General features: G+C 39.4%; 14 protein-coding genes and 1 pseudogene. 9 read left to right on the top strand and 6 right to left on the bottom strand.

Annotation, left to right across the window (positions count from 1 at the left end; all coding sequences use genetic code 11):
* Positions 1–222: 222 nt before the first annotated feature.
* A pseudogene (locus tag VB713_RS09620) lies at positions 223–718 on the bottom strand (hypothetical protein).
* A 296-nt stretch (positions 719–1,014) separates the two neighbouring features.
* On the opposite strand from VB713_RS09620, the gene VB713_RS09615 reads away from it, so the two are divergent.
* Both VB713_RS09615 and VB713_RS09610 read left to right on the top strand, forming a co-directional pair.
* Positions 1,015–2,139 (top strand): ABC transporter permease, encoded by a 1,125-nt coding sequence (locus VB713_RS09615; RefSeq protein ID WP_323311337.1) that lies wholly within the window; start codon positions 1,015–1,017, stop codon positions 2,137–2,139.
* Positions 2,140–2,154: 15 nt separating this feature from the next.
* On the top strand, positions 2,155–3,429 hold the full coding sequence (locus tag VB713_RS09610; protein WP_323311336.1) for an HlyD family secretion protein: 1,275 nt from the start codon (positions 2,155–2,157) through the stop codon (positions 3,427–3,429).
* A gap of 213 nt (positions 3,430–3,642) precedes the next feature.
* Here the strand turns inward: VB713_RS09610 and VB713_RS09605 are convergent, their stop codons facing one another.
* Positions 3,643–5,106, bottom strand: a complete 1,464-nt coding sequence (locus VB713_RS09605; RefSeq protein WP_323311335.1) for an MFS transporter — start codon at positions 5,104–5,106, stop codon at positions 3,643–3,645.
* 73 nt (positions 5,107–5,179) lie between these two features.
* Here VB713_RS09605 and VB713_RS09600 point away from each other — a divergent pair, with 73 nt between their 5' ends.
* Positions 5,180–5,680, top strand: coding sequence for a phosphoribosyltransferase (locus VB713_RS09600; protein WP_323311334.1), 501 nt, complete (start codon positions 5,180–5,182; stop codon positions 5,678–5,680).
* A 32-nt stretch (positions 5,681–5,712) separates the two neighbouring features.
* Here the strand turns inward: VB713_RS09600 and VB713_RS09595 are convergent, their stop codons facing one another.
* The gene (locus VB713_RS09595; protein ID WP_323311333.1) at positions 5,713–6,630 is read right to left on the bottom strand and encodes an AEC family transporter; all 918 of its coding nucleotides are present in this window, start codon (positions 6,628–6,630) and stop codon (positions 5,713–5,715) included.
* A gap of 114 nt (positions 6,631–6,744) precedes the next feature.
* Here VB713_RS09595 and VB713_RS09590 point away from each other — a divergent pair, with 114 nt between their 5' ends.
* Positions 6,745–7,533, top strand: a complete 789-nt coding sequence (locus tag VB713_RS09590; protein WP_323311332.1) for a M15 family metallopeptidase — start codon at positions 6,745–6,747, stop codon at positions 7,531–7,533.
* A 93-nt stretch (positions 7,534–7,626) separates the two neighbouring features.
* Here VB713_RS09590 and mrdA read toward each other — a convergent pair whose 3' ends face one another.
* Entirely contained in the window at positions 7,627–9,420 is a 1,794-nt protein-coding gene (mrdA, locus tag VB713_RS09585; protein WP_323311340.1) for a penicillin-binding protein 2, read from the bottom strand.
* A gap of 201 nt (positions 9,421–9,621) precedes the next feature.
* Here mrdA and VB713_RS09580 point away from each other — a divergent pair, with 201 nt between their 5' ends.
* From VB713_RS09580 to VB713_RS09560, 5 genes are all read left to right on the top strand, one after another.
* Entirely contained in the window at positions 9,622–10,770 is a 1,149-nt protein-coding gene (locus tag VB713_RS09580) for an ABC transporter ATP-binding protein (RefSeq protein ID WP_323311331.1), read from the top strand.
* On the top strand, positions 10,770–11,852 hold the full coding sequence (locus VB713_RS09575; RefSeq protein WP_323311330.1) for a spermidine/putrescine ABC transporter substrate-binding protein: 1,083 nt from the start codon (positions 10,770–10,772) through the stop codon (positions 11,850–11,852). Before VB713_RS09580 ends, VB713_RS09575 begins: the two co-directional genes overlap by 1 nt.
* A 293-nt stretch (positions 11,853–12,145) precedes the next feature.
* On the top strand, positions 12,146–12,967 hold the full coding sequence (locus tag VB713_RS09570) for an ABC transporter permease (protein ID WP_416242427.1): 822 nt from the start codon (positions 12,146–12,148) through the stop codon (positions 12,965–12,967).
* Positions 12,968–13,115: 148 nt separating this feature from the next.
* On the top strand, positions 13,116–13,367 hold the full coding sequence (locus VB713_RS09565; RefSeq protein WP_323311328.1) for a UPF0175 family protein: 252 nt from the start codon (positions 13,116–13,118) through the stop codon (positions 13,365–13,367).
* A gap of 18 nt (positions 13,368–13,385) precedes the next feature.
* The gene (locus VB713_RS09560; protein WP_323311339.1) at positions 13,386–13,544 is read left to right on the top strand and encodes a DUF3368 domain-containing protein; all 159 of its coding nucleotides are present in this window, start codon (positions 13,386–13,388) and stop codon (positions 13,542–13,544) included.
* 270 nt (positions 13,545–13,814) lie between these two features.
* Here the strand turns inward: VB713_RS09560 and VB713_RS09555 are convergent, their stop codons facing one another.
* Both VB713_RS09555 and VB713_RS09550 read right to left on the bottom strand, forming a co-directional pair.
* Positions 13,815–17,471, bottom strand: coding sequence for a hybrid sensor histidine kinase/response regulator (locus tag VB713_RS09555; RefSeq protein WP_323311327.1), 3,657 nt, complete (start codon positions 17,469–17,471; stop codon positions 13,815–13,817).
* 89 nt (positions 17,472–17,560) lie between these two features.
* Positions 17,561–21,973 carry a GAF domain-containing protein gene (locus VB713_RS09550; protein ID WP_323311326.1) on the bottom strand — a complete coding sequence of 1,471 codons (4,413 nt, stop codon included), beginning with the start codon at positions 21,971–21,973 and terminating at the stop codon, positions 17,561–17,563.
* Between the last annotated feature and the right edge of the window lie 29 nt (positions 21,974–22,002).

Genomic DNA, 22,002 nt, shown 5'->3' with positions numbered 1-22,002 from the left:
GTCGGCATTAAATTTTATTGATTTTAGTTTTCTCCATAAAAGATACGCAAGAGCCGAGAATCGTTTGTTGCGGGTTATGAAGCAAAATATAAAAGTAGTCGGACAGATTTTTTTTTGTACAAGAGTATGGTAGAAGTGATGAAGATTAAAATGTTGGGTTGCGCGATCGCTTAACCCAACCTAAGATTTTTGACTAATTGAAGTTCCAAATAAAACCTGAGTTCAATCAACTTTAAACCTAGCTAATAACTCCTCACGAGAAAGGCTAAGTAACAACTTGGTTCTTTCTATGAGAGAAAGTTCCATAATTGGAGTCACAATAGCAGATAACTCCTCATCTAAATTACCAAAACGCACTGCTAACAAACTCTCTACCGTCAAACGCTGTTCATATTGTCGTCCTTCTTGTCGTCCTTCTTGTCGTCCTTCTTCAAGTCCCTCTTGTTTCCATTCTTCCCGTTGTTTTAGATATGCTGGTGATAAACTCATAATTAACTCCCTTACTTCTTCATCGTTGACATTACTATTCAAAGCTTGTAACCGCCATTTTTCCTAATAATCCTAATTCAGAATTTATAGCTGTTGTTGTCGGAACAAACCAAACATCTATTTCCTGAACTTCGCTTTTTACATCTTTACTGGTTTTAACTTCTCCTAAAGGTCTTAATAATTCTTCTAGATATTCTTTGGCTAGTTGGTCGTGCGGTTGTCTTGTCATAAATCAGTATTTTCTTATATCAGTGCGATCGCTCTGCCGGTTCGTAGTTCTCACCTTGCTTTTTCTATAAGGTACTATAAAAATAGACTCTAAGAGGCGATGGGTATGACTTCGGTAAGCAAAGCAATCTGTTATTGGCTTGTGTTTATCCTCACCGAGAGCCGATTCAATCCCTGGGGTAGATTCAGGTAGAACGAATTTCATTTAGTATTAGGTCGGCTTGAGTATTAGCGATGCCTTTGGCAACCACTTTGTGGTATCGCCGGTTTTTAAACATATCTAATTCCTGAATACTAATGCTGAATCGTCGTCTCTTGGCTCTGTTAATCAAAGAAAGCACTGAACTATTGCGTAATCGCCAACTGGTAATTTTTCTCACCATCGCGCCAATTATTTCAATGGTGATTTTTGGCTATGTGATGAATTCTAATGTGACGAACTTACGGCTAAGTATTTTGGATCAAAATCAAGTAACAATCAGCCGAGATTTTGTGGATGCGTTTACTGCCAATCGTGTGTTTCTCGCATCTCGCCACACCAACAGTCAACAAGCTCTCACCCAACAAGTCGAGCGAGGTGAAGTCGATGCTGGATTAATCATTCCACCTAGTTTTGCTCGTGATTTGCTGCAAACTGAGAAATCAGAAGTTCAGGTTGTAATTGATGGGATTAACGCCTACAGTTCTGGACTGGCAAAGGGCTATGTCAGCCAAATTACAACTCGATTTAACTTAGATTTATTAGAACGCTATCAACCTGTGTCAACTGGGCTAGAAGTCCCCGTTCAAACTGACATGACATTGCGTTACAATCCCGGAATGCTTGATAGTTGGTTCTTTGTTCCTGGTGTGCTAGGGGCAATTATTACGTTGAGTGCAATTCTCGCTGCGGCTGTGGAAGCGGTTCGAGAAAAGGATCAAGGAACACTAGAACAGTTGTTGATGACTCCAGTTGCATCAACTTATATTCTGATTTCTAAAATTGTGCCGATATCTGCTTTACTCACAGGTACATTGCTGATTTGTTTCCTCGTTGCTCACTGGGTTTTTGCATTACCTTTTCGCGGAAATTTATTTTTATTACTGCTGTTTTCTATTCTTTATATTCAGATTGGTGTTGCCATCGGACTGGCAATTTCTACATTTTCTGAGAACAAATTGCAAACAATTTTGATTGGGATATTTCTCAATATTCCCATTATTTTATTAGGCGGTGCAGTGACGGCGGTAAATAGTATGCCGCTTATATTTCGCTGGATTGCCCAAATTAATCCGCTTTATCATTACTTGATCATTCTTCGCAGCATTCTTCTTAAAGGTGCAGGTTTAGAAGTTTGGGGTTTAAATGCGATCGCCATGATTGTGTTTGCAACCGTGACAGTTCTGGTGAGTGCAAATCGCTATCGTAGTCAATTAAGTTAATTCAGGGTGTATTTTATGTCACAGACAATAAATTCTGCCAAACCGATTAAAACCCCGCCAAAGTCTGACGAGTCAAAAATCCCCACTCCGAAAAAACCCCGGCGCTGGTTGTGGATTTTGGGGGGGACTGTGGCGATCGCATCTGTCGGCTTCGGAGTCTGGTATGGGTTTTTCCGTCCCCAACCTGCAAACATCATTCAATTCAATGGACGGATTGAAGGCTACGAAACTGATGTCAGTACTAAGGGCATCGGTCGGGTGGAAGAAGTTACTGTGCGAGAAGGAGATACAGTCAAAAAAGGACAATTATTAGTGCGTCTTAGTGATGAAGAAGTACAATCTGAACTGAGCGCAGCCACAGCCCAGGTAAATGCGGCAAAACAACGAGAAGCTTACGCCCGGTTACAAATCTCTATTCTCGCAGATCAACTCGCAGATGCTAATCTGAATTTACAGCAATCTCAAGGTGACACCCAAGGTAAAGTTGCGGAAGCTAAAGCCCTTGTATCAACGGCAAAGGCTATTGTCAAACAAGAACAAGCACGAGTTCTAGAGGCACGGGCATTAGTTGAACAGGCGCGAGTAGATAGCGATCGCTACGCCCATCTGGCGATCGAAGGGGCTGAAACCAAACAACGCTATGAAGTGGCGCGAACCATTCACAATACTGCCAAAGCTGCTTTGCAAAGCCGTTTAGCCGCTGTGGAAGCGGCACAAACAGCCGTTAACATTGCTCAGGGAAAATTGACGCAAGCACAAACCACAACCCTGAATCCAGGGCGACAAGAAACTAATGTCAGTCGATTGCAGACACAAGCACAACAGGCACAAAACACAATATCAGCCGCCCAAGCTGACGTGAAAACTGCCCAAGCGAATCAACAATTGATTCAGAGTCGCTTGAACAATTTGATAGTGAAAAGTCCGATTGATGGCATTGTTACGACACGCAGCGTTGAACCTGGTACAGTGGTTCTACCATCGCGCCCCTTGCTGAGAGTTGTAGATTTGAGTCAAGTTTATCTGCGGGGCTTTATTCCCGGTGGGCAAATTGCTCAAGTTCGCGTCGGACAACTTGCCAATGTTTATTTAGATAACGATCCCAAACACCAAAAGTCTTTTAAAGCAACCGTTACTGCTATAGATTCTAAAGCCTCCTTTACCCCAGAGAACGTTTATTTTCAGAGCGATCGCGTGCAACAGGTGTTTGGTGTGAAACTAAACCTGGATCAAACTGGTAGGTTAGCAAAACCAGGAATGCCAGCGGATGCCGAAATTCCATTGCAATGAAGGAGATTAAGATGTTTCACAAAGTTTTGGTCACTGACAAATAAAAATCAGTGAAAACAAATTAAGCGTTATACTCAAAACGACTTAATTATTCGATTCCTAAGTAGGGGTTTAGCACTACTAAACCTCCACATATCTGGGTTTTTCATAATCTTACAAAAATCCATTTCCCAACCGTGTTTAGTATAATTGCGAGTTTTACAAATCAACTGCTTAATCACTTAATTCCCCAGTATTCTCTCTTCTTTCTTGCAGTTTCAACATAATTTCTGCGTGCATTTCGCGGGTGATGGGATAGAAAAAAGTTAAAATTAAGCCAATAATTAAACAAATTGTAGGTATAGGTCCAACTGCAATACGGATTGCTAATAGTGCTGAATCAGGTTGTATAGGTAATATAGTTTGTCCAGCTATAACTTCCTTAAATCCAGATGCTTGTAAAGCATTACCGACTATAAATAGCCCAAAAGCCAAACCAAATTTTTGCAATAAAACCATAAATCCATAGAAAATTCCTTCCCGTCTTTGACCAGTTTGCAATTCATCTAACTCAATGACATCGGGAATCATCGACCAAGGAATTAGATAAGCAGTAGAAACACCAACACCTGCCATAATAGCCATAACATACATCAATCCAACTTGATTAGATTTTAAGAAAAATAGCCCAGCAGCAGCGATAATCCATACACTCATTCCTAGGAAATAAACAAGTTTTTTACCAATTTTCTTACTTAAATTACTCCACACAAATAGCATTAATAAAGCTGTCGCTTGCACAGCAATTAAAACTGTGGGAACCTCTGAATTTTTTAATCCCATACAGTAGATGACAAAGTAGGGGATAATGCTGGCTGTGATTTGTACGCCTAACCAAGAAAAAAGATAGATAGCAATAACAAAAAGAAAAGGTTTATTCGTAAAGACAATTTTTAGCTGTTCAAAGAAGGGAATTTCTGGTGGTTCCTCAAGTTGAATACGTTTGGCTTCAAAAGCCATAATGCGATCGCGTGTTCCAAAAACGCACCAATACAAGGCTAAAACCGAAATAACTGTACAAATAGCTGCTAAAACTAGATATTGTTGTTGAGGATCTGCAATCTGAGAGAAAACAATTTGTGCTAAAATCAGCGATAAAATGCTGCCGCCAATCGAAAAGGTAAACCGAAAGCTATTCAGGCTAGTACGTTCATCATAATCTTGAGATAGTTCTGGAGTCATTGCCGTATAAGGCAAATTCACAACAGTAAAAAATGCTTGAGATACAACTCCAATTGCTACATAATACCAAAACAATGGCCAAATATTATTACTTGGTTCATCACTAAATCGCGGTACAATCCACTGTAAGAAAAAGAAAATTCCGAAAGGAACTGCACCATATAGCAGCCAAGGCAAACGACGACCCCAGCGACGAGATTTAGTTTTGTCAGTTAGCCATCCCACCACCGGATCGTTGACAGCATCCCAAATTTTGCCAATCATCAAAATGCTGCCTGCTAAACCTGCGGGAATACCGGCGACGTTAGTAAAGAATACAAGTAGAAAAAATATCGCAATATTAGAAGTAATTGCTGGGCCTAAATCACCAGCACCATAAGCCAGTTTAGTTTTAATATCTAATTTTTCACTAGTCGGATCTTTTTTAAAATCACCATCAGCAGCAGAATCGTTCATAATAACTTGCGCTCATATTAAAATAGTTGGGGTTTACTTTCAGTACTAACTAAAAATCACTTTCCTGCGTTTTATGTCAGACCTTTATGTTTCTTGGTCAGATTATCATCACAAAATTGAACAGTTGGCTGTCAAGATTTATCAATCAGGTTGGCAATTTAACCAAATTGTTTGTCTTGCTAGAGGGGGACTACGAGTGGGGGATATTCTCTCTAGAATATACAACCAACCGCTGGCCATTTTAGCTACATCATCTTATAGCGGTGCTGGTAAGCAAGAAAGAGGTGGTTTAATTGTTTCTCGTCACTTGACGATGACTAGTGATAAATTGGGTTCCCGGATTCTCCTGGTAGATGATTTAGTCGATTCGGGAGTTACCATCCAGCAAACAGTTCCTTGGTTAAAAGAACATAGTGAGTTTCCAATTGAGGAAATTCGCACTGCTGTAATTTGGTATAAAGCTTGTTCAGTCATTGCACCAGACTACTATACTGATTATCTACCTGATAACCCCTGGATTCATCAACCTTTTGAAAAGTATGAACTTATTAAACCTGCTGAACTGGTGGCATAACAATTAACCAATCCAAAATCTCAAATCTCAAATTAGAACAGCCACAACCAAACCGGGAGAGTAAATAATAATACCATAGTCCCCATTGCTAAAGCGGTTACTGCCAAATCACGATCTAAATCAAAGGTTTCGGCTATTACCAGTGTGGCAAAAGCTGGAGGCATGGCCATTTGTAAGACAATTACCTGTGCTGCATCACCAGTAATACCAAAAAGCGGTAAGCTGCTGCCTAAAATTAGAGGCACTACCAGCATTTTGATTACCAGACTGGTTCCTGCTGGTTTGAGTTTGTGCCAAGAATTTAGTTTTGAAAGTCTCATGCCAATTAAAATTAAGGATAAGGCAACACCACTCCAAGCTAATTTATCTAAGGCAAATTCCATCACTGGGGGAATTGATACTTGACGAAATAGCAACCCAAATCCAAAACTCCAGAGGGCAGGATTGATGAAAATTGCTTTAGTCATCTGCCTATTATTTTGGACTGTGTTGCCAAAACGGGCTGCTAGTAAGACACCCAAGCCATAAGATCCTAAGAGTGATCCCAATAAATCGTAGAATAATGCCCAGGCGAAGTATTCTTTACCTACCATTGCTAAAGCGATGGGAAAACCCAGATAACCTGTGTTACCCACCATTGACGCTAGAATAAAACTACCTTGGGTTGATGATTGGGGAAGAGAATTTGTGAAATAGGCTTGACCTTTAATACCTAACCAAGCTAAAAATGCCCCTAGTAAGATTGCTAAGTGAGCTATCGCTGGTGCAATCCAAATCTGTCCTGATAGGTCTGTTTGCCGCAAAAAGGCCACAATGCTGATGGGGACTCCCACCCAGAACAAAAATTGACCTAAACGATTGGGAAATATGGGGGGTAATTTATGTCCCAACACAACCCCTACTAGGACTAATCCCACTAATTTGACGTATAGTTCTAAAAGATTTATCAAAATTTTAATTAAAAATAGGGATGTAAAATAATACCTACTATTGCTATTGTGCCTATTTTTTCCCGTCTAGAATTTTTAGTAATTAATTATTTGAACACAAGCAGGAGCAGAGACTTGAATAAGGCTGGTTTTTCAGAAAAACCGCAAAACTCATCGGCTGTCCCTGGGGATGATATTCCAGCGGCTTTACGCGATACTCCTGATACAGGGTCTAAGCTACGCTTGCAACCGTTAGTTTTAGTTATTGGGGGAATAGCAGGATTTGTGCTGCTGGCTGTAATTAGTGGTTTCTTGTTTTCTGTCATAGCACCCCCTAAAAAAACAGTAGATTCTCAACCAGTAGGTGCTAATTCTGTACCGACACAGACCAATACCCCTAATGATAGTGTTTTGGGGCATTTGGTATATCCTGAAGCCCCAGAGTCAGAACTATTAGCAATTACCTCTGATGGGCGGCTTAAAATGCGGCAAGCAGCCGCCCAAAAGTTTTTGGCAATGGTACAAGCGGCAAGAAGTGCGGGTGTAATTTTAACGCCAATTTCTGGCTTTCGTTCAGTCAAAGACCAAGAGCAGTTATTTTTCGATGTAGGGGCCCAGCGCAATCAGACACCTGCCCAAAGAGCGGCTCTCAGCGCTCCTCCTGGTCATAGTGAGCATCACACAGGATATGCTGTGGATATAGGGGATGGAGCAGTACCAGCGACTAATCTCCAAGCCAATTTTGAAAATACCAAAGCTTTTGGGTGGCTACAAGCTAATGCTGCTCGTTTTAGCTTTGAGATGTCTTTTCCCAAGGATAATTCCCAAGGAGTGAGTTATGAACCGTGGCATTGGCGTTTTGTAGGCGATCGCGATAGTTTAGAAACATTCTACAAAGCTAGAAATCTCAAACCGTTGAAGTGATTGGGGATTGGGGATTGGGTAATTGGTAATTGGTAATTGGTAATTGGTAATTAGTCAACTTCCCCCTGCTCCCTGCCCCCTGCTCCCTGCCCCCTACTTCTTCCCTGGATGCTTACGAGAATAATATTCCTCCATGATTTCTAAAATCATTGGTGCAGCCACACTACCACCACCACCGCCAGAATGTTCAGCAAAAGCCACAATCAAAAGTTCTGGTTTATCAGCAGGTGCATAAGCGCCAAACCAAGCATGATTCTCCTTCACTCCACGGTTCCAAGCTTCAGCTGTACCACTCTTACCAGCCGTTGGAGGAATAGTTTGTTTATTCAAAGCCTTACCAGTACCTTCAGATATCACCTTCCGCAATCCCTGACGTAAAACGTTGATAGTACTTGGCTTCATATTTAAAGATTCGCGCCATTTTTTCGCGTCTCCGTTGTCTTTGAGCAAATGCGGCTTGACTCGATAACCACCGTTAGCCGGCACAGCAAACATCACTGCGACTTGTAGAGGTGATGTCTGTAAAGCACCTTGACCAATAGACATATTAATAGAGTCGCCTACAGTCCACGGCATTTTCCAAACTTTGCGTTTCCAGTTTTCATCAGGAACCAAACCTTTTGCTTCTTCTGTGGAGAACTCAAAGCCAGTTTTTTCACCAAAGCCATATTTGCGAGTCCATTCAATCAATTTAGGACCCCCTACTCCCTTACCAATTTGATAAAAGAAAGTATCACTACTCCACTGCATTGCACCAACAAAACCCAAGGGGCCAAATCCCGCATGGTTCCATTCACCAAACCTTGTCCCACCAATAGTTAAAGAACCATAGGTTTGTAGCACTGTGTTGGGAGAAAATTTACCTGATTCTAATCCAGCAGTGGTAGTGACAATTTTAAAGGTACTCGCCGGTGGAAAGGCACTTAAAGCACGATTGACCAAAGGATGCTCCTCACCTTTGACACTTTCCCAATCTTTTTGAGAGAGTTTTTGTTTAGAAAAAATATTGGGGTCAAAGGTAGGATAAGATACCATTGCTAAGACTTCCCCATTGTTGGGGTTAAGTGCCACAATTGCCCCCTTACGATTACCTAAAGCTTTTGTAGCTGTTTTTTGCAGTTCTAAATCTATTGTCAAATGTAAATCATTACCGGCTTTTGCCTCTTTTTCTCCCAATACCCGCAGCGGTCTACCTGCACCATCTACTTCTACTTGCTGTCCACCCCATTCACCACGCAGGGTTTTTTCATAGGCTTTTTCTACGCCCATTTGGCCAATTACATCTCCTAGACGGTAGCCTTCAGTTTTTCTTTGTTTTAGCTGTTCGGCTGTCAGTTCGCGGGTATAGCCAAGTAGATGAGCTAATTTGATACCTTGTGGGTAATAACGCACAGCTTCCGTATTTATTTCTACATCTTTCAGTTCGGTTTCATATTCTTTTAAGGCTGTAACTTGAGCTTCATTTACGTCACGAGCGATGCGAATCAGAGAAGAGGAGTTAGCCCCTGCTTCTTCTAGTTTCTTTTCAATTTCCTCTTGAGGGATATCGAGGATCTTGGATAGACGCGGCCCCACAACTGACCAGGAGGGTTTGGTATGTGCCATTGGCCACAAATACACGGAGCGAGGATAGCGAGTAGTAGCTAACAGTTTGCCATTCCTATCAAAAATATTGCCCCGTTCTGGTTGTTTAGGAATGACCCGAATCCGGTTAGCTTCTGCCCTTTGCCGGAGTTTTGGCCCTTCAATAATCTGCAAATAAGCTAAACGAGCGCCGATTCCAGATGTCATCAATAACGTGAATAGTATTAAAAATACTGATTGGGAACCACGTCCAACGGTACGTGTATTTTTTTGATTACTGAGTAGTGGTGGTAATATAGCCATAAAATTAAAAGTAGGCATGAAATTAATATTATCAATGCTTTGCAGCTGCTGCCCGGCATTTGGGATAAAACAATGGCAAGTATATTTCTCAACAGAGTGTTGTTGCCAGATACAATAAACCAAAGTGTTAATCGTAGTCTATATTAATAGCCTACATTGCTTAACCAAGTTTAGTCAGATCATGGCATTCTACTAAAGACTATGGCTCAAACTGTGATGCAAAATCAGAAGAGTTTAACGACTTTTCAGCCGCTTGATGTTGAACTGCGTAACGTCTTCAAGTTTTTCAACCAAGAACCAGCAGTACATGGTGTGGACTTGGATGTTAGACAGGGAGAGTTTTTTAGTATTTTAGGCCCTTCTGGTTGTGGTAAAACAACCACACTCCGCTTAATTGCTGGGTTTGAAAGGGTTGACGCAGGCAAGTTGCTGATTCAAGGACAGTCGATGACTAATGTTCCTCCTTATCGTAGACCTGTCAATACTGTATTTCAAAGCTATGCTCTGTTTCATCATCTGAATGTGTGGGATAACATTGCTTTTGGACTCCGGTTAAAAAAAATCTCTAAATCAGAACTGGAGAGCAGAGTCACGGAAGCTTTGAAGCTAGTAAAGATGGAAAGTTTGCGATCGCGCTTACCTTCTCAACTCTCTGGTGGTCAACAGCAACGAGTAGCCTTAGCTAGAGCCTTAGTTAATCGTCCCGCAGTCTTACTCCTAGATGAACCTTTAGGAGCCTTAGATTTAAAACTGCGTAAGGAAATGCAGGTTGAACTATGCAATCTCCATAAAAATTTAGGATTAACCTTTGTCATGGTGACACACGATCAAGAAGAAGCACTATGCTTATCTGATCGGATTGCGGTGATGAATCAAGGCAAAATTGAACAAATCGGTACTCCTAGCGAAATTTACGAACATCCTCAAACAGCCTTCGTTGCTGATTTTATTGGTGATACAAATTTATTCAGCGGTGAAATCACAGATGTAGATTCAGAGTATGTGAGAATTTTGACCAAAACTGGATTTTCAATCGTTGCTGGACGTACAGACGATACACCAACGGAATTATTGCAAGCAGTTGTATTAAGTGTCCGTCCAGAAAAAATTCAAATTTCCCTTTATCAACCAAACCTACCAACGAACTGCTTTGAAGGCAGGTTAGTTAATATTATGTATTTGGGTACTCATGTTAATTATGTTGTGGAATTAGCCAACGGCATAAATATCAGTATTTTACAACCCAATACTTTTGGTAGCTTACCAGATCGTGACACACCAATCTACATTTGGTGGGCAGAAACTGACTGTTTAGCTATTAGTCAAGCACCTAGGCTTAAAAATCCATAATGACTAACAGAAGGCAATTTCTAAAAAACATGGTAGCGGTTTCTAGCTTGTCTTTAAGTAGTTGTGGCTGGAAACTAGCTAATGTGAGTTCAAACCATACTAGTTCTGGTCAAAGTGACAACCTACAGATATATACATGGACTCAATATACTGATTCAGAATTACTTTCCACTTTTACTACCCAAACTGGGATAAAAGTTTTTGCAGATTTTTATGATTCCAACGATGTGATGTTGGCTAAATTACAAGCTGGAGGTGCTGGCACGTATAGTATTATCTATCCATCTGACTATATGGTACAGAAGATGGTAGAGAAAAATTTATTAATAGAAATCAATCATGAAAGCTTAATTGGTTTAGACAATTTATTTAACCAATTTAAGAATCCTAGCTATGATCCTGACAACCGTTATAGCATTCCCTTCAATTGGGGAACAACGGGTTTACTTTACAACTCAGAAAAGCTGGAAAATCCACCAGAAGATTGGGAATATCTTTGGCAAAACCAAGACAAACTCTATAAGCGGATAACTTTGCTCAATGATGTGCGGGAGGTAATGGGTGCAACATTAAAGATGCTCGGTTATTCTTACAATTCGCAAAATGAAACAGAAGTTAAAGAAGCTTATGAGAAGTTGAAGATATTAAAACCTGCAATTGCCTCTTTTGATACTGATGCTTGGCAAAATCAACTTCTCGCAGGAGATTTATTATTAGCTATGTGTTATTCTACCGATGCAGTCAATATATCGAAAGAAAACCCCAAATTCAAATATGTGATTCCTAGCAGTGGTTCTTCACTATGGACAGATACTATTGTCATTCCTAAAACAGCCGCTAATTTGGCTGGTGCTTATGCCTGGATTAACTTGATTTTACAACCGGATGTAGCCGCCAATCTCAGTCAAAGACTAAATATTAGTACTCCTAATCGTGCCGGATTCGAGCAATTACCAAAGCGAATTCAAGAAAATACTAATTTATTTCCTCCAGAGTCATTGTTAGAAAAATGTGAACGCTCTACTCCTATAGGTAAATTTGAAGAAGTTTATGAGCGATATTGGACTCAATTACTAGCTTAAATTTACTATAATTCGTAAGGATTCAGGATACAGAATATTTGATATAGCAGGGAACAGAAGAGAAAAATATTCTTCCTCCTTCTTCCTTCTTCCTTCTGAACTCCTGACTCCTGACTCCTGACTCCTGACTCCTGACTCCTGATTCCTGACTCCTGACTCCTGAATTCTTACTATAATTCCAAGATTGGTATCAGACTGTGTCTATTAAAATTCCTAATTCGGCGCTAGAATCTCCCAGCGATATTGCAGAAAAGCCGCAATTGAATCGCTATCAAATCCAATGGTTTGGTCCTATGGTATTACTTGCACCATCTGGGATTTGGTTATTATTGTTATTGTTACTACCAACATTAATAATTTTTGAATTGAGTTTAGTCACCAATATTCGACCAGGTGATATTGTCAATCCTAATGGCTTTCAAAACTATATTCGTATTCTCGAACCACTTTACTTACGAGTAATATTTAATTCTCTTTTTTTGGCAATTAATACGACAATTATTTGTTTAATTTTAGGTTTTCCGGTTGCTTATTGGATTGCTCAAATAGCACCAAAGCGCTGGCGGAATTTGTTGCTATTAGGGTTTGTTTTGCCTTTATGGACTTCCTCATTGCTGCGTTCTTATGCTTGGATTACTATTCTGCGTCCAACTGGATTGTTGAATAGTTTACTCACCAGTGTCGGCTTACCAGCATTAGAATTGCTCAATCGCAGTTCAGCAGTATTAATTGGCATGAGTTACAGCTTACTACCCTATATGGTTTTAGTGTTGTATGCCTCTTTGGAAAAGCTAGACAAGGAGTTGCTAGAAGTCGCAGCCGATTTGGGTGCAAACCCAAGACAAACCTTTTTGCGCGTTACTGTACCCCAAGTTTTACCAGGTATAGCTGCTGGTTCTTTGCTGGTATTTATTATCGCATTAGGGGACTTTATCGATCCAGAATTACTTGGTGGTGCTTCTAGCATGACAGCAGCACGGTTAGTTTATAACCAGTTTCTCGGTGCTACCCAAAATTGGGGATTTGGTTCAGCGTTGAGTATGACGTTAATTTTGTTTGTGAGTATTGCGATCGCACTTGTGATTAAATTCGGTGAAGTCAGACCGAAAAAATAATTTGGGAGTAGTAGGGGTTTAGCATTGCACTTTATCTGTACAGAAGTCAGGAGGAGGTTTTTAGAATCATTGAAAACCTGAAAAAATGTTTGACCAAATCCTGAAATTTTTTCTATGGTAATTTTAAAACATCCTCTAAAGGCGAATTATGCACACCTTATCTCTAGAATATCCTGATGACTTACTCATCACTTCTGGTAAATCACCCCAAGCGTTAGAAGCAGAACTTAAATTTTTACTTGCAGTCAAACTATTTGAACTACGTAGATTGTCTTTGGATCAAGCTGCCGCTTTTTGCAGCATGAATAAACCAAAATTTATGTATGAATTAGGACGGTTGCAAGTCCCAGTGATCAATCTCGATGATGACCAAATTGCTGATGAGTTACGTGATGACTAAATCCGTTAACGTTTAGGAATCCCCAGAATAGGCACTCTTGGCATTTTGCGAAAGGCAAAAAAATCTGGCTTGATTGCTGAGATTAAGCTATACATTGACAAGTTACGCACCAATGGAATTTATATCCAACCTACCCTAATTGATGCGGTATTACGAGATGTGGGGGAAAGAGAATAAACTATTCAAAATTGGGGTTTTGGTTAAGCATTGAGTATGACGTTGATTTTATTTGTAAGTATTGCGTTAGCGTTAGCTTACCGTTCGCATAGCGTTCCGAAGGTTGTGATTAAATTTGGTGAAGTCAGACCGAAAAAATAGGTAAGAATTCAGGAGTCAGAAGGAAGAAGGATATTTTTCTTTTCTGTTCCCTGCTATGTCAAATATTCTGTATCCTGAATCCTTACAAAAATAGACGTTCCATGGAACATCTATACAAAGATTATTATTTTAAGCGTGGGTTGCTTCTACCTTTTGAACTTTGTTCGATAAACTCTCAACAGTAGATAGAAACTCATGTTCTAAATAAGGCTTAGTTAAATAAGCCGTCGCACCTAATTCTTGAGCCAATTGACGATGTTTTTCAGAACTACGAGAAGTGAGAATCACCACAGGTTTTTGAGAAAAATCAGGATTTTGACGAATATGACTCAATAATTCAAATCCATTCATCCGTGGCATTTCCAAATCAGAAATGATCACCTCAATCTCTGGATGTACTTGCAATTGTTCGAGAGCTTCTACTCCATTTTGCGCTTGTATTACTTGATAGCCACATTTTTGCAAAGTTAGAGAAATAGTTTGTCTGACACTAATCGCATCATCTATAACCAAAACTACTTTTGGTAATTTATGAGTTATCCCTACAGAAGAAGTTAGTTGTGGTTTGATAGTATTTAAGGGAGCAGATGCAGCCAAGAGTGGTATAGATTGAATCTCATCCTCCGACATCAACAAGGCTTGTTCAGAAGATATAGAATTAGCTGGCAGCGCTCTTACATCAAGTGTAGCCTGCATTTGTTGAGAATCTACCAGGAGAGTTCCGTCAATTACTAAGACAAGATTACCATTAGCTAAACTACTACAACCATAGATGTATTTGGGTGGAGCAATGGCACTTCCTAAAGGTCTGATGACTAATTCTTGTTCACCAATAATTTGGTCAACTTCTAAACCCAAAATGCCTTGATTATGTCTGAGCAAAAGCACAGGGGTTTTCATAATTTCCGTATCAGGATTACTGGGTATTTTATTTAAATAAGTACTGCCAATAAATGAACCATTATAATACATCAACTTTGAGAGTTTTAAGAGGTTGACTATCAGTTCATCCTCACCCGAATGCCAATGTAAAATTTGTTTGCCTTCAAACTCTTTGATTTGCTGCTCAGAGGGAATTAAGATTTTCTCGATACTATCTAGCAATAAGGCATAAACAACCCCCCCTGCTTGAACTAGCATTAGTTTATCTGTGGTCATAGAGAAAGGTATTTTGAGTATGAATGTTGTTCCTTGATGGGGAGATGACTGTACTGAAATCAAGCCATTAAGACCTTGTAACTGAGTACGGACAATATCTAAACCCATCCCACGTCCAGAAATTTCATTTACCTTACCAGCAGTGGAAAATCCAGGTGAAAACATGAATTCGATCAGTTCAGATTCAGTCAAATTATGATTATTTGGTATCAGATTAAGTGCGATCGCTTTTTCTCTAATTTTTTCTAAGTTTAAACCTTGACCATCATCGCGGACTTCGATAATAGTTTGACTGCCTTGATGATAAGCGCAGATTTCTATTAAACCTTTTTCATCTTTTCCAAGTCCACGACGAATTTCTGGAGTTTCAATACCATGATCAAAAGCATTACGCACTAATTGTAATAATGGATCATAGAGTTTTTCAGCGATGGCTTTATCTATGAGAACTTGTGTACCAATGAGTTTTAATTCTACAAGTTTTGCATAAACATTTCCTAGCTTATGCACCATTTGCGGAAAGCGATTTAAAATAGTTCCCAAAGGCAACATCCTGGCTTCTACCAAGTTGTCGATAATATTCAGAGTTAAATTATATTTTTTATCACTAATTTGAGCCGATTGTCTCATAAGTAAATCAAGAGACTCAGAGGTTTCTTGTAGTTGTAGTGTTTCCTCTAATGCTTCATGTAATGTTAAATTAAATTCTGTATATACATCCATTTCTAAAGCATCAAACTGTACAGCCGAAACTTTTTGCATGGTTTCTATGGAAACATTATTTCCCTGTAAAGACAAATCACGTAATTGATGCAAAATTGATTGATGTTGACTCAGTTTTTGAGTTAGTCTTTCAATTAGTTCTAAGATTTGTTCATCGTATAAACTACTTCGTTTTTGGTAGATTAGTAATTCTCCTGCTAAATAATTGAGGTGTTGCAATCCCTCTACATTTACACGCACAAATGAAGGTTGCCGAGAATTATTATTAGTGGCAGGCAGGGATTTATCTGCTACTTCTGTATTATTGATTACGGGTTCATCAGCAATAATTTCTAGGACTGATTCAGGAATATTTGTAAATACTTGATCAATAACAGCCGATGATGTCACACTTCCTAAATAAGGATCATTTTTAACATCTTCTAAGGTATGAGTTGTGACGGCTTGCTCGATTGTTTCTGATATTGTATCTCCTCCCCATATTTCCTCTAATAGATGATAGTCAGTGGGAGGAGATGCAAGAGTAGATATTTCTTTAATAACTAATAATTCTTGTAACTTAGGACTGTCTAGCCATTTTTTTGCCTGTTCTGTAATAGGAGGGTAATTCTTATATTCTTTTCCTAATTTGCGGATTTGCTTTCTCAGTGTGCTGATAATTGAGATAGCACGATCATCTTTTTTAACTGAATATTGAAATTGGGCAATAGCTAGAAGAATTATCAAAACAACACCTTGACGATAAAGACAAAGGTTCTGTTGATCTTCTTCATCTTCAATAAAATATAGAAATTGATTTAGCCAATTTTTAATATAATGTTCTGAATTTTCTTGTTCATTTGGAAAAATCAACAAACTTAAACTCAGTTCTGTTTCTGGAATTTCTCTATAGTGATTAAACCAACCAAAAATGTAGCGAATTACTTTTAAATAAAACTTAGCATTTGCTGGTTTTAAAGTATCATTATTTCTATTGCCTACTGTAGTTAAAAATTGATAAAATTCAGTGGTAACTCTGAAAAATGTGGTAGCAAAAGAGTTGTTTGTATGAACGATAGACGACTCAACCTTGGGAACTGTAGCTAATGAACTACTAGTAGTGGGTGAATCATCTTTGTTTACTTTTAGCAAAGTTTGCAAAGCTAAAGAAGGTGAACCACCAGAAGTGCGATCGCCTGCTAAAACTGCTTTTTGTGACTCTTGCAAATCAGTTAAGGTAATTTCAGCTATTTGACGCACTTGCTGGGGATAAGCTTTTAGTGCATCCATAATTGTCTGAGATAGTTCTTTCAACCCAGGTAAATTTAAAGATTCAGCTAAACCTAAAAATACCTCAAGTTGAGAATTTAAAAAATCTGCTAATTCCTGATTATCTAGTGAATTATTAATAGCTTCGGCAATGCTTTGTAGTCTTTGTGTGACTCCCACTTCAAAAATAGACTGGACAATATCAAATCCCAATTCTTCAGAAGTAGGAATATGATCCTCAGCCCCAAAAGCATCACCTAATTTTGTTTGTAGTTGTGCAAATACAGAAGTTGCTCTCTGGATAAGTTCTTCGCTATTAATATTACTTGATGTTAATTCTGCTGTGACAGCTAGATGAAGACATTCGTAAGCGTCTAGTAGGAATGTTTGCAATTCAGAATCGATAAGTACATCTGGGCTATATAGAGCCTTAAATATATCTTCTAAAGAATGGGCTATTATCTTGATTGTATCTAGCCCAACAGTTGCTGCTCCCCCTTTAATTGTATGAGTAGCCCGCATTAAGTTATGAACTTTAGTAATACTATAACCTTCTGACAGACTAAATAAATCTTGTTCAATTGCCTGTAATAATTCTGGAGCTTCAGCTAAAAAATAGGTATAGCCTTGTTGGCGAATTTCATTATCTGTAATCATAATTTTTGATTTTAGATTTAGGAATGATTTAAAATTGGATTGGTAATTGGTAAAGTAGAATTTATTACCAATTACCAATTACTCACCCTTTATTTGACTTTGAACTTACTAGCAGTTGTTAATAAATCTTGTGCCATTCCTGATAAATTTTGGAACACTATCGCAATTTCTTGAGATTCAACAAAGGTCTTGTTAGCAATTGCCGCTACATCATTCATTGATGTTGTTACTGTTACTGATTGGCTCATTTGTTTTTGAGTTGCTTCAGTAATTCGCTCAATTAGTTGACTAATCTCCGCAGTTGCAGAAACAATATCATTTAAGTTTTGGCGGGTTTCATTAACTAAGTTTGTCCCTTCTACTACTTGCCTAATACCAGTTTCCATTGCCACGGCAACTTCTCCGGTTTCTGATTGAATTTCTTGGACTAATTTTTCAATTTCGATAGTAGCTGCTGCTGACTGACGTGATAAAGAACGCACTTCATCTGCTACTACTGCAAAGCCTTTACCATATTCACCGGCACGAGTAGCTTCAATGGCGGCATTCAAAGCGAGTACGTTGGTTTGTGTGGCAAAGTTGCTGATTAAGTTCACTACTTTCGAGATTTTTTGTGATGATTCACTCAGACGTTTAATCTTTTTACTGGTTTGGGCTACAGTTTCACGAATGGCTTGAATGGCATTTACTGTTTGGTTCATGGCTGTATCACCAGAATCTACAGTTTTGTTTGCCTGTTGTACCGCAACTTGCACTAATTGGGCATTGGCTACTACCGCTTGGGTAGAATCTACCATTTGTTGAATATCGTTTAAGGCTTGGGTGATTTCGTCGGATTGTTCTTTGGCTAAATCCGTTAATCCTACTAGTGAAGAATTGCTATTGATAGAGGTTTGAGCAACTTGCTGAGATGCGGTTTGTACCTGGATAACGATTTGTTCTAATGCTTGCAGAGTGCCATTGTAGGCATCAGCAATTGTGCCTAATTCGTCTTCTGTGATGGGGGCGCGGACTGTTAAATCACCACTGAGTGCTGGACCAATGGCTCTGAGCAGTTGAATAGAACGTTGTTGCAGTAGTTCTTTAGCGGCTTTTTCCCTATCGGCTGCTGCTGCTAGTTTGGATGATTGATTTTGTAGTTGTTGCAAGTATTCAGTTTGTTGTAAAGCTAGTCCTAGTTGGTCGCTGATACGAGATACTAAGTTAATTTCTGATTCTTCCCACTCACGAGTTCCTGAGTTTTGATAAGCTGCGAGTAAGCCCCAGAGTTTTTCTCCGAATAGGATGGGAGTAATGATGTAAGCTCTGGCTTCATATTTTTCGATGATTTCTATGTAGCATGGATCAAGGGTGGCTGTATAAATGTCGTTGACTATCAGAGTGTCACCTTTTTTATAGCGCCCACCTTCGTTATTTTGTAAGCAAGGGTCGTTGAGGATGGTTTTGATACCGGGTCCGACTAGTTTCACCCACCCACTAACTACAGATTCGGCGACAAATTCGCCACCCCAATCAGATGTGAATTGATAGACAGCTGCGCGATCGCATTTTAGGAGTAGGCGAACTTCTTGGGTGGTGGTTTTGAAGATTTCTTCTACATCTAAAGATTGACGGATGCGGTTGACTATTTTGCTGATGGCTTTTTCTTGTTCAGCTATTTGAGCGAGTTTTTCCGATTTGGACTGTACTTGTTCTATATAGTCTATCTGCGATTTAGCGAGGCTGATTTGCAAGCCTATCTGCTCTAAAAAGTTGATTTCTCTAGATTGCCATTGACGAGTTCCTGAGTTTTGATAAGCTGCCAGTAAGCCCCAGAGTTTTTCTCCATAGAAGATGGGGACTATCATATAAGCTCTGGCTTCAACCTGCTCTAAAACCTCTAGATGACATTGAGCATGACCAGTTTGATAGATGTCATTGACGACGAAGCTTTCACCCTTGGCATATCTACCACCTTGGGTTTCTTGCAAATGGGTATCTTCCCAAACCATTTTAAAGTCGGGAGTAGCAACTTTCATCCATCCAGCACCTACGGATTCGGCGACAAATTGTCCACTCCAATTGGGGTGGAAGCGATAAACAGCGACGCGATCGCATTTTAGTGATTGACGGACTTCTTGAGTGGATGTTTTGAAGATTTCTTCTAAATCTAAAGATTGGCGGATACGGTTGACTATTTTGTTAACTGTTTTTTCTTGTTCAGCCAGTTGACTGATTTCCTGAGATTGCAATTTTACTTGTTCTATATAATCTAACTGTGATTTGGCTAGACTAAATTGCAGTCCGATCTGTTGTAAAAAGCTGATTTCTGACTCTTTCCATTCACGGGGTCCAGTGTTTTGATAAACTGCCAATAAGCCCCACAGTATTTCACCAAAGAAAATCGGCACAATCACATAAGATTTAGCTTCAAACTGTTCTAGGATGGCGATGTGGCAAGGAGCAAGACCGATTTTATAGGTGTCGTTGACAACAAAGGTTTCGCCTTTGGCATATCTACCGCCTTTTGTGTCTTGTAAATAAGTATCATTCACGACGGTTTTGATATCTGGCCCTACTACTTTTGTCCAGCCAGTACCTACTGATTCATGTACAAATTCACCACCCCAATCCGGGCTAAATTTATAGACTGCGGCGCGATCGCATTTCAGAGCTTGGCGAATTTCTTGAGTGGTGGTTTTGAAGATTTCTTCGACATCTAAAGATTGGCGGATACGGCTGACTATTTTGTTAATTGTTTTTTCTTGTTCGGCAATCTGCGCTAATTCTTCATTTTTTAAGCGCACTGTTTCTAGATAATCTAACTGTGATTTGGCTAGGTTAAACTGCAAAGCAATTTGACTCAAAAAGTTAACTTCAGAGGTTTGCCATTCCCTTGGCTCTGTATTTTGATAAGCTGCTAATAATCCCCACAACTGATTACCAAAAAAGATGGGGACATTGATATAAGCTTTTGCCTCAAATTGTTCTAATAGTTCCAAATAACAGGGGGTAATATTTTCTTGATAGATGTCATTTACCCACAAGCTCTCACCTTTATTAAACCTAGCTCCCTTAGTTTCTTGTAAGAAGGTATCTTCCACCAAGGTATTGATATCAGCACCAACAAGTTTTACCCATCCAGATCCTACTGATTCAGCGACGAAATTGCCGCTCCAATCTGGGTTGAAGTGATATATGGCGATGCGATCGCATTTGAGAGCCTGACGAGCCTCTTGAGTGGTGGTTTTGAAGATATCATCTAACTCTGATGATTGACGAATCCGGTTAACTATCTTAGTTAAGGCTTTCTCTTGTTTAGCAATCTGTGCTAGTTGTTCCGACTGTTTCCGCACTTGTTCCAGATATTCTCCTTGGGAGATAGCCACACCAAATTGCAAACCAATCTGAGTTAAAAAGCTCACTTCCCAGTCTTGCCATTCCCGCGCCCCGGTATTTTGATAAGCTGCCAATAAACCCCACAATTTTTCCCCTGAGAAAATGGGAGCAATAATATAAGCTTTGGCTTCAAACTGTTCTAATATCTCAATGTGGCACTGAGCTAGACCTATTTTGTAGGTGTCATTAACGATAAATGTTTCACCCTTGGCATATCTACCACCTTTGGTTTCTTGGAGGTGGGTATCTTCCCAGACCATTTTGAAATCTGGGGTAACGATTTTTGTCCAGTTATTACCTACAGCCTCGGAGACAAATTGGCCACTCCAGTCTGGGTTAAAGCGATAAACACCGACGCGATCGCACTTCAGCAATTGGCGTACTTCTTGAGTGGTGGTTTGAAAAATCTTATCAACATCTGGCTGCTGCAAAATTTTGCTAATAACTTTAGCTACTGATTGCTTGGCTAAGGTAGACTGTTGCAATTCTTTTTGTAATTTAAAGCTCTGCAATCTGTACGCAATTTCTGTGTTAATTTGAGATATAAGAGTGGTTTCTGTCTCTTGCCAATGGCGATCTACTCCACAACTATGAACCACTAACAAGCCCCATACTTTACTATCAACAAAAATAGGCAAACTTAAACTAGCTTTGACTTGAAATTTATCAAGTAGTTGTTTTTGATAGGGGGTAACTTGAATTTGATTAATGTCGTCAATTACTACAGCTTCAATGTAATCTTGATCGGTGTATAAACCAAACAGAATAGCTGGCAGATTTTCACCTAAAGATGGTGTCCAACCTGTAGTTCTTGATTCTGCCAAAACAGTTCCAGAATCAGAATTAGTAAATTGATAAATCAAGGCGCGATCGCCACCAATTTTATCCCTAACTTGTGCCACAGTTACTTTTAGTAAAGTATCCATATCTGGCACTTGACGCATCTGAGTTGTTATATATTGAAATCTTTGTCGCCAGATTTTAAATTCCTGAGTAATAGCACTAGCTGTAGACGTATCATTATGGCTAACATTTACGACTGTATTACCATTTTGTTTGTCTAATTTTTCTGGTTCAGCAAAGATATTTCCTCTATCTTCGTTATTTTGATATAAAGTTGTCATTTGTTTACCTTCAATCCTATTTTTTTAGT

Origin of the sequence: Anabaena cylindrica UHCC 0172 (assembly GCF_034931625.1) — a bacterium.
GTDB classification, from domain to species: Bacteria; Cyanobacteriota; Cyanobacteriia; order Cyanobacteriales; family Nostocaceae; genus Anabaena; species Anabaena cylindrica_A.
This window is presented reverse-complemented; position numbering and strand designations above follow the sequence as displayed.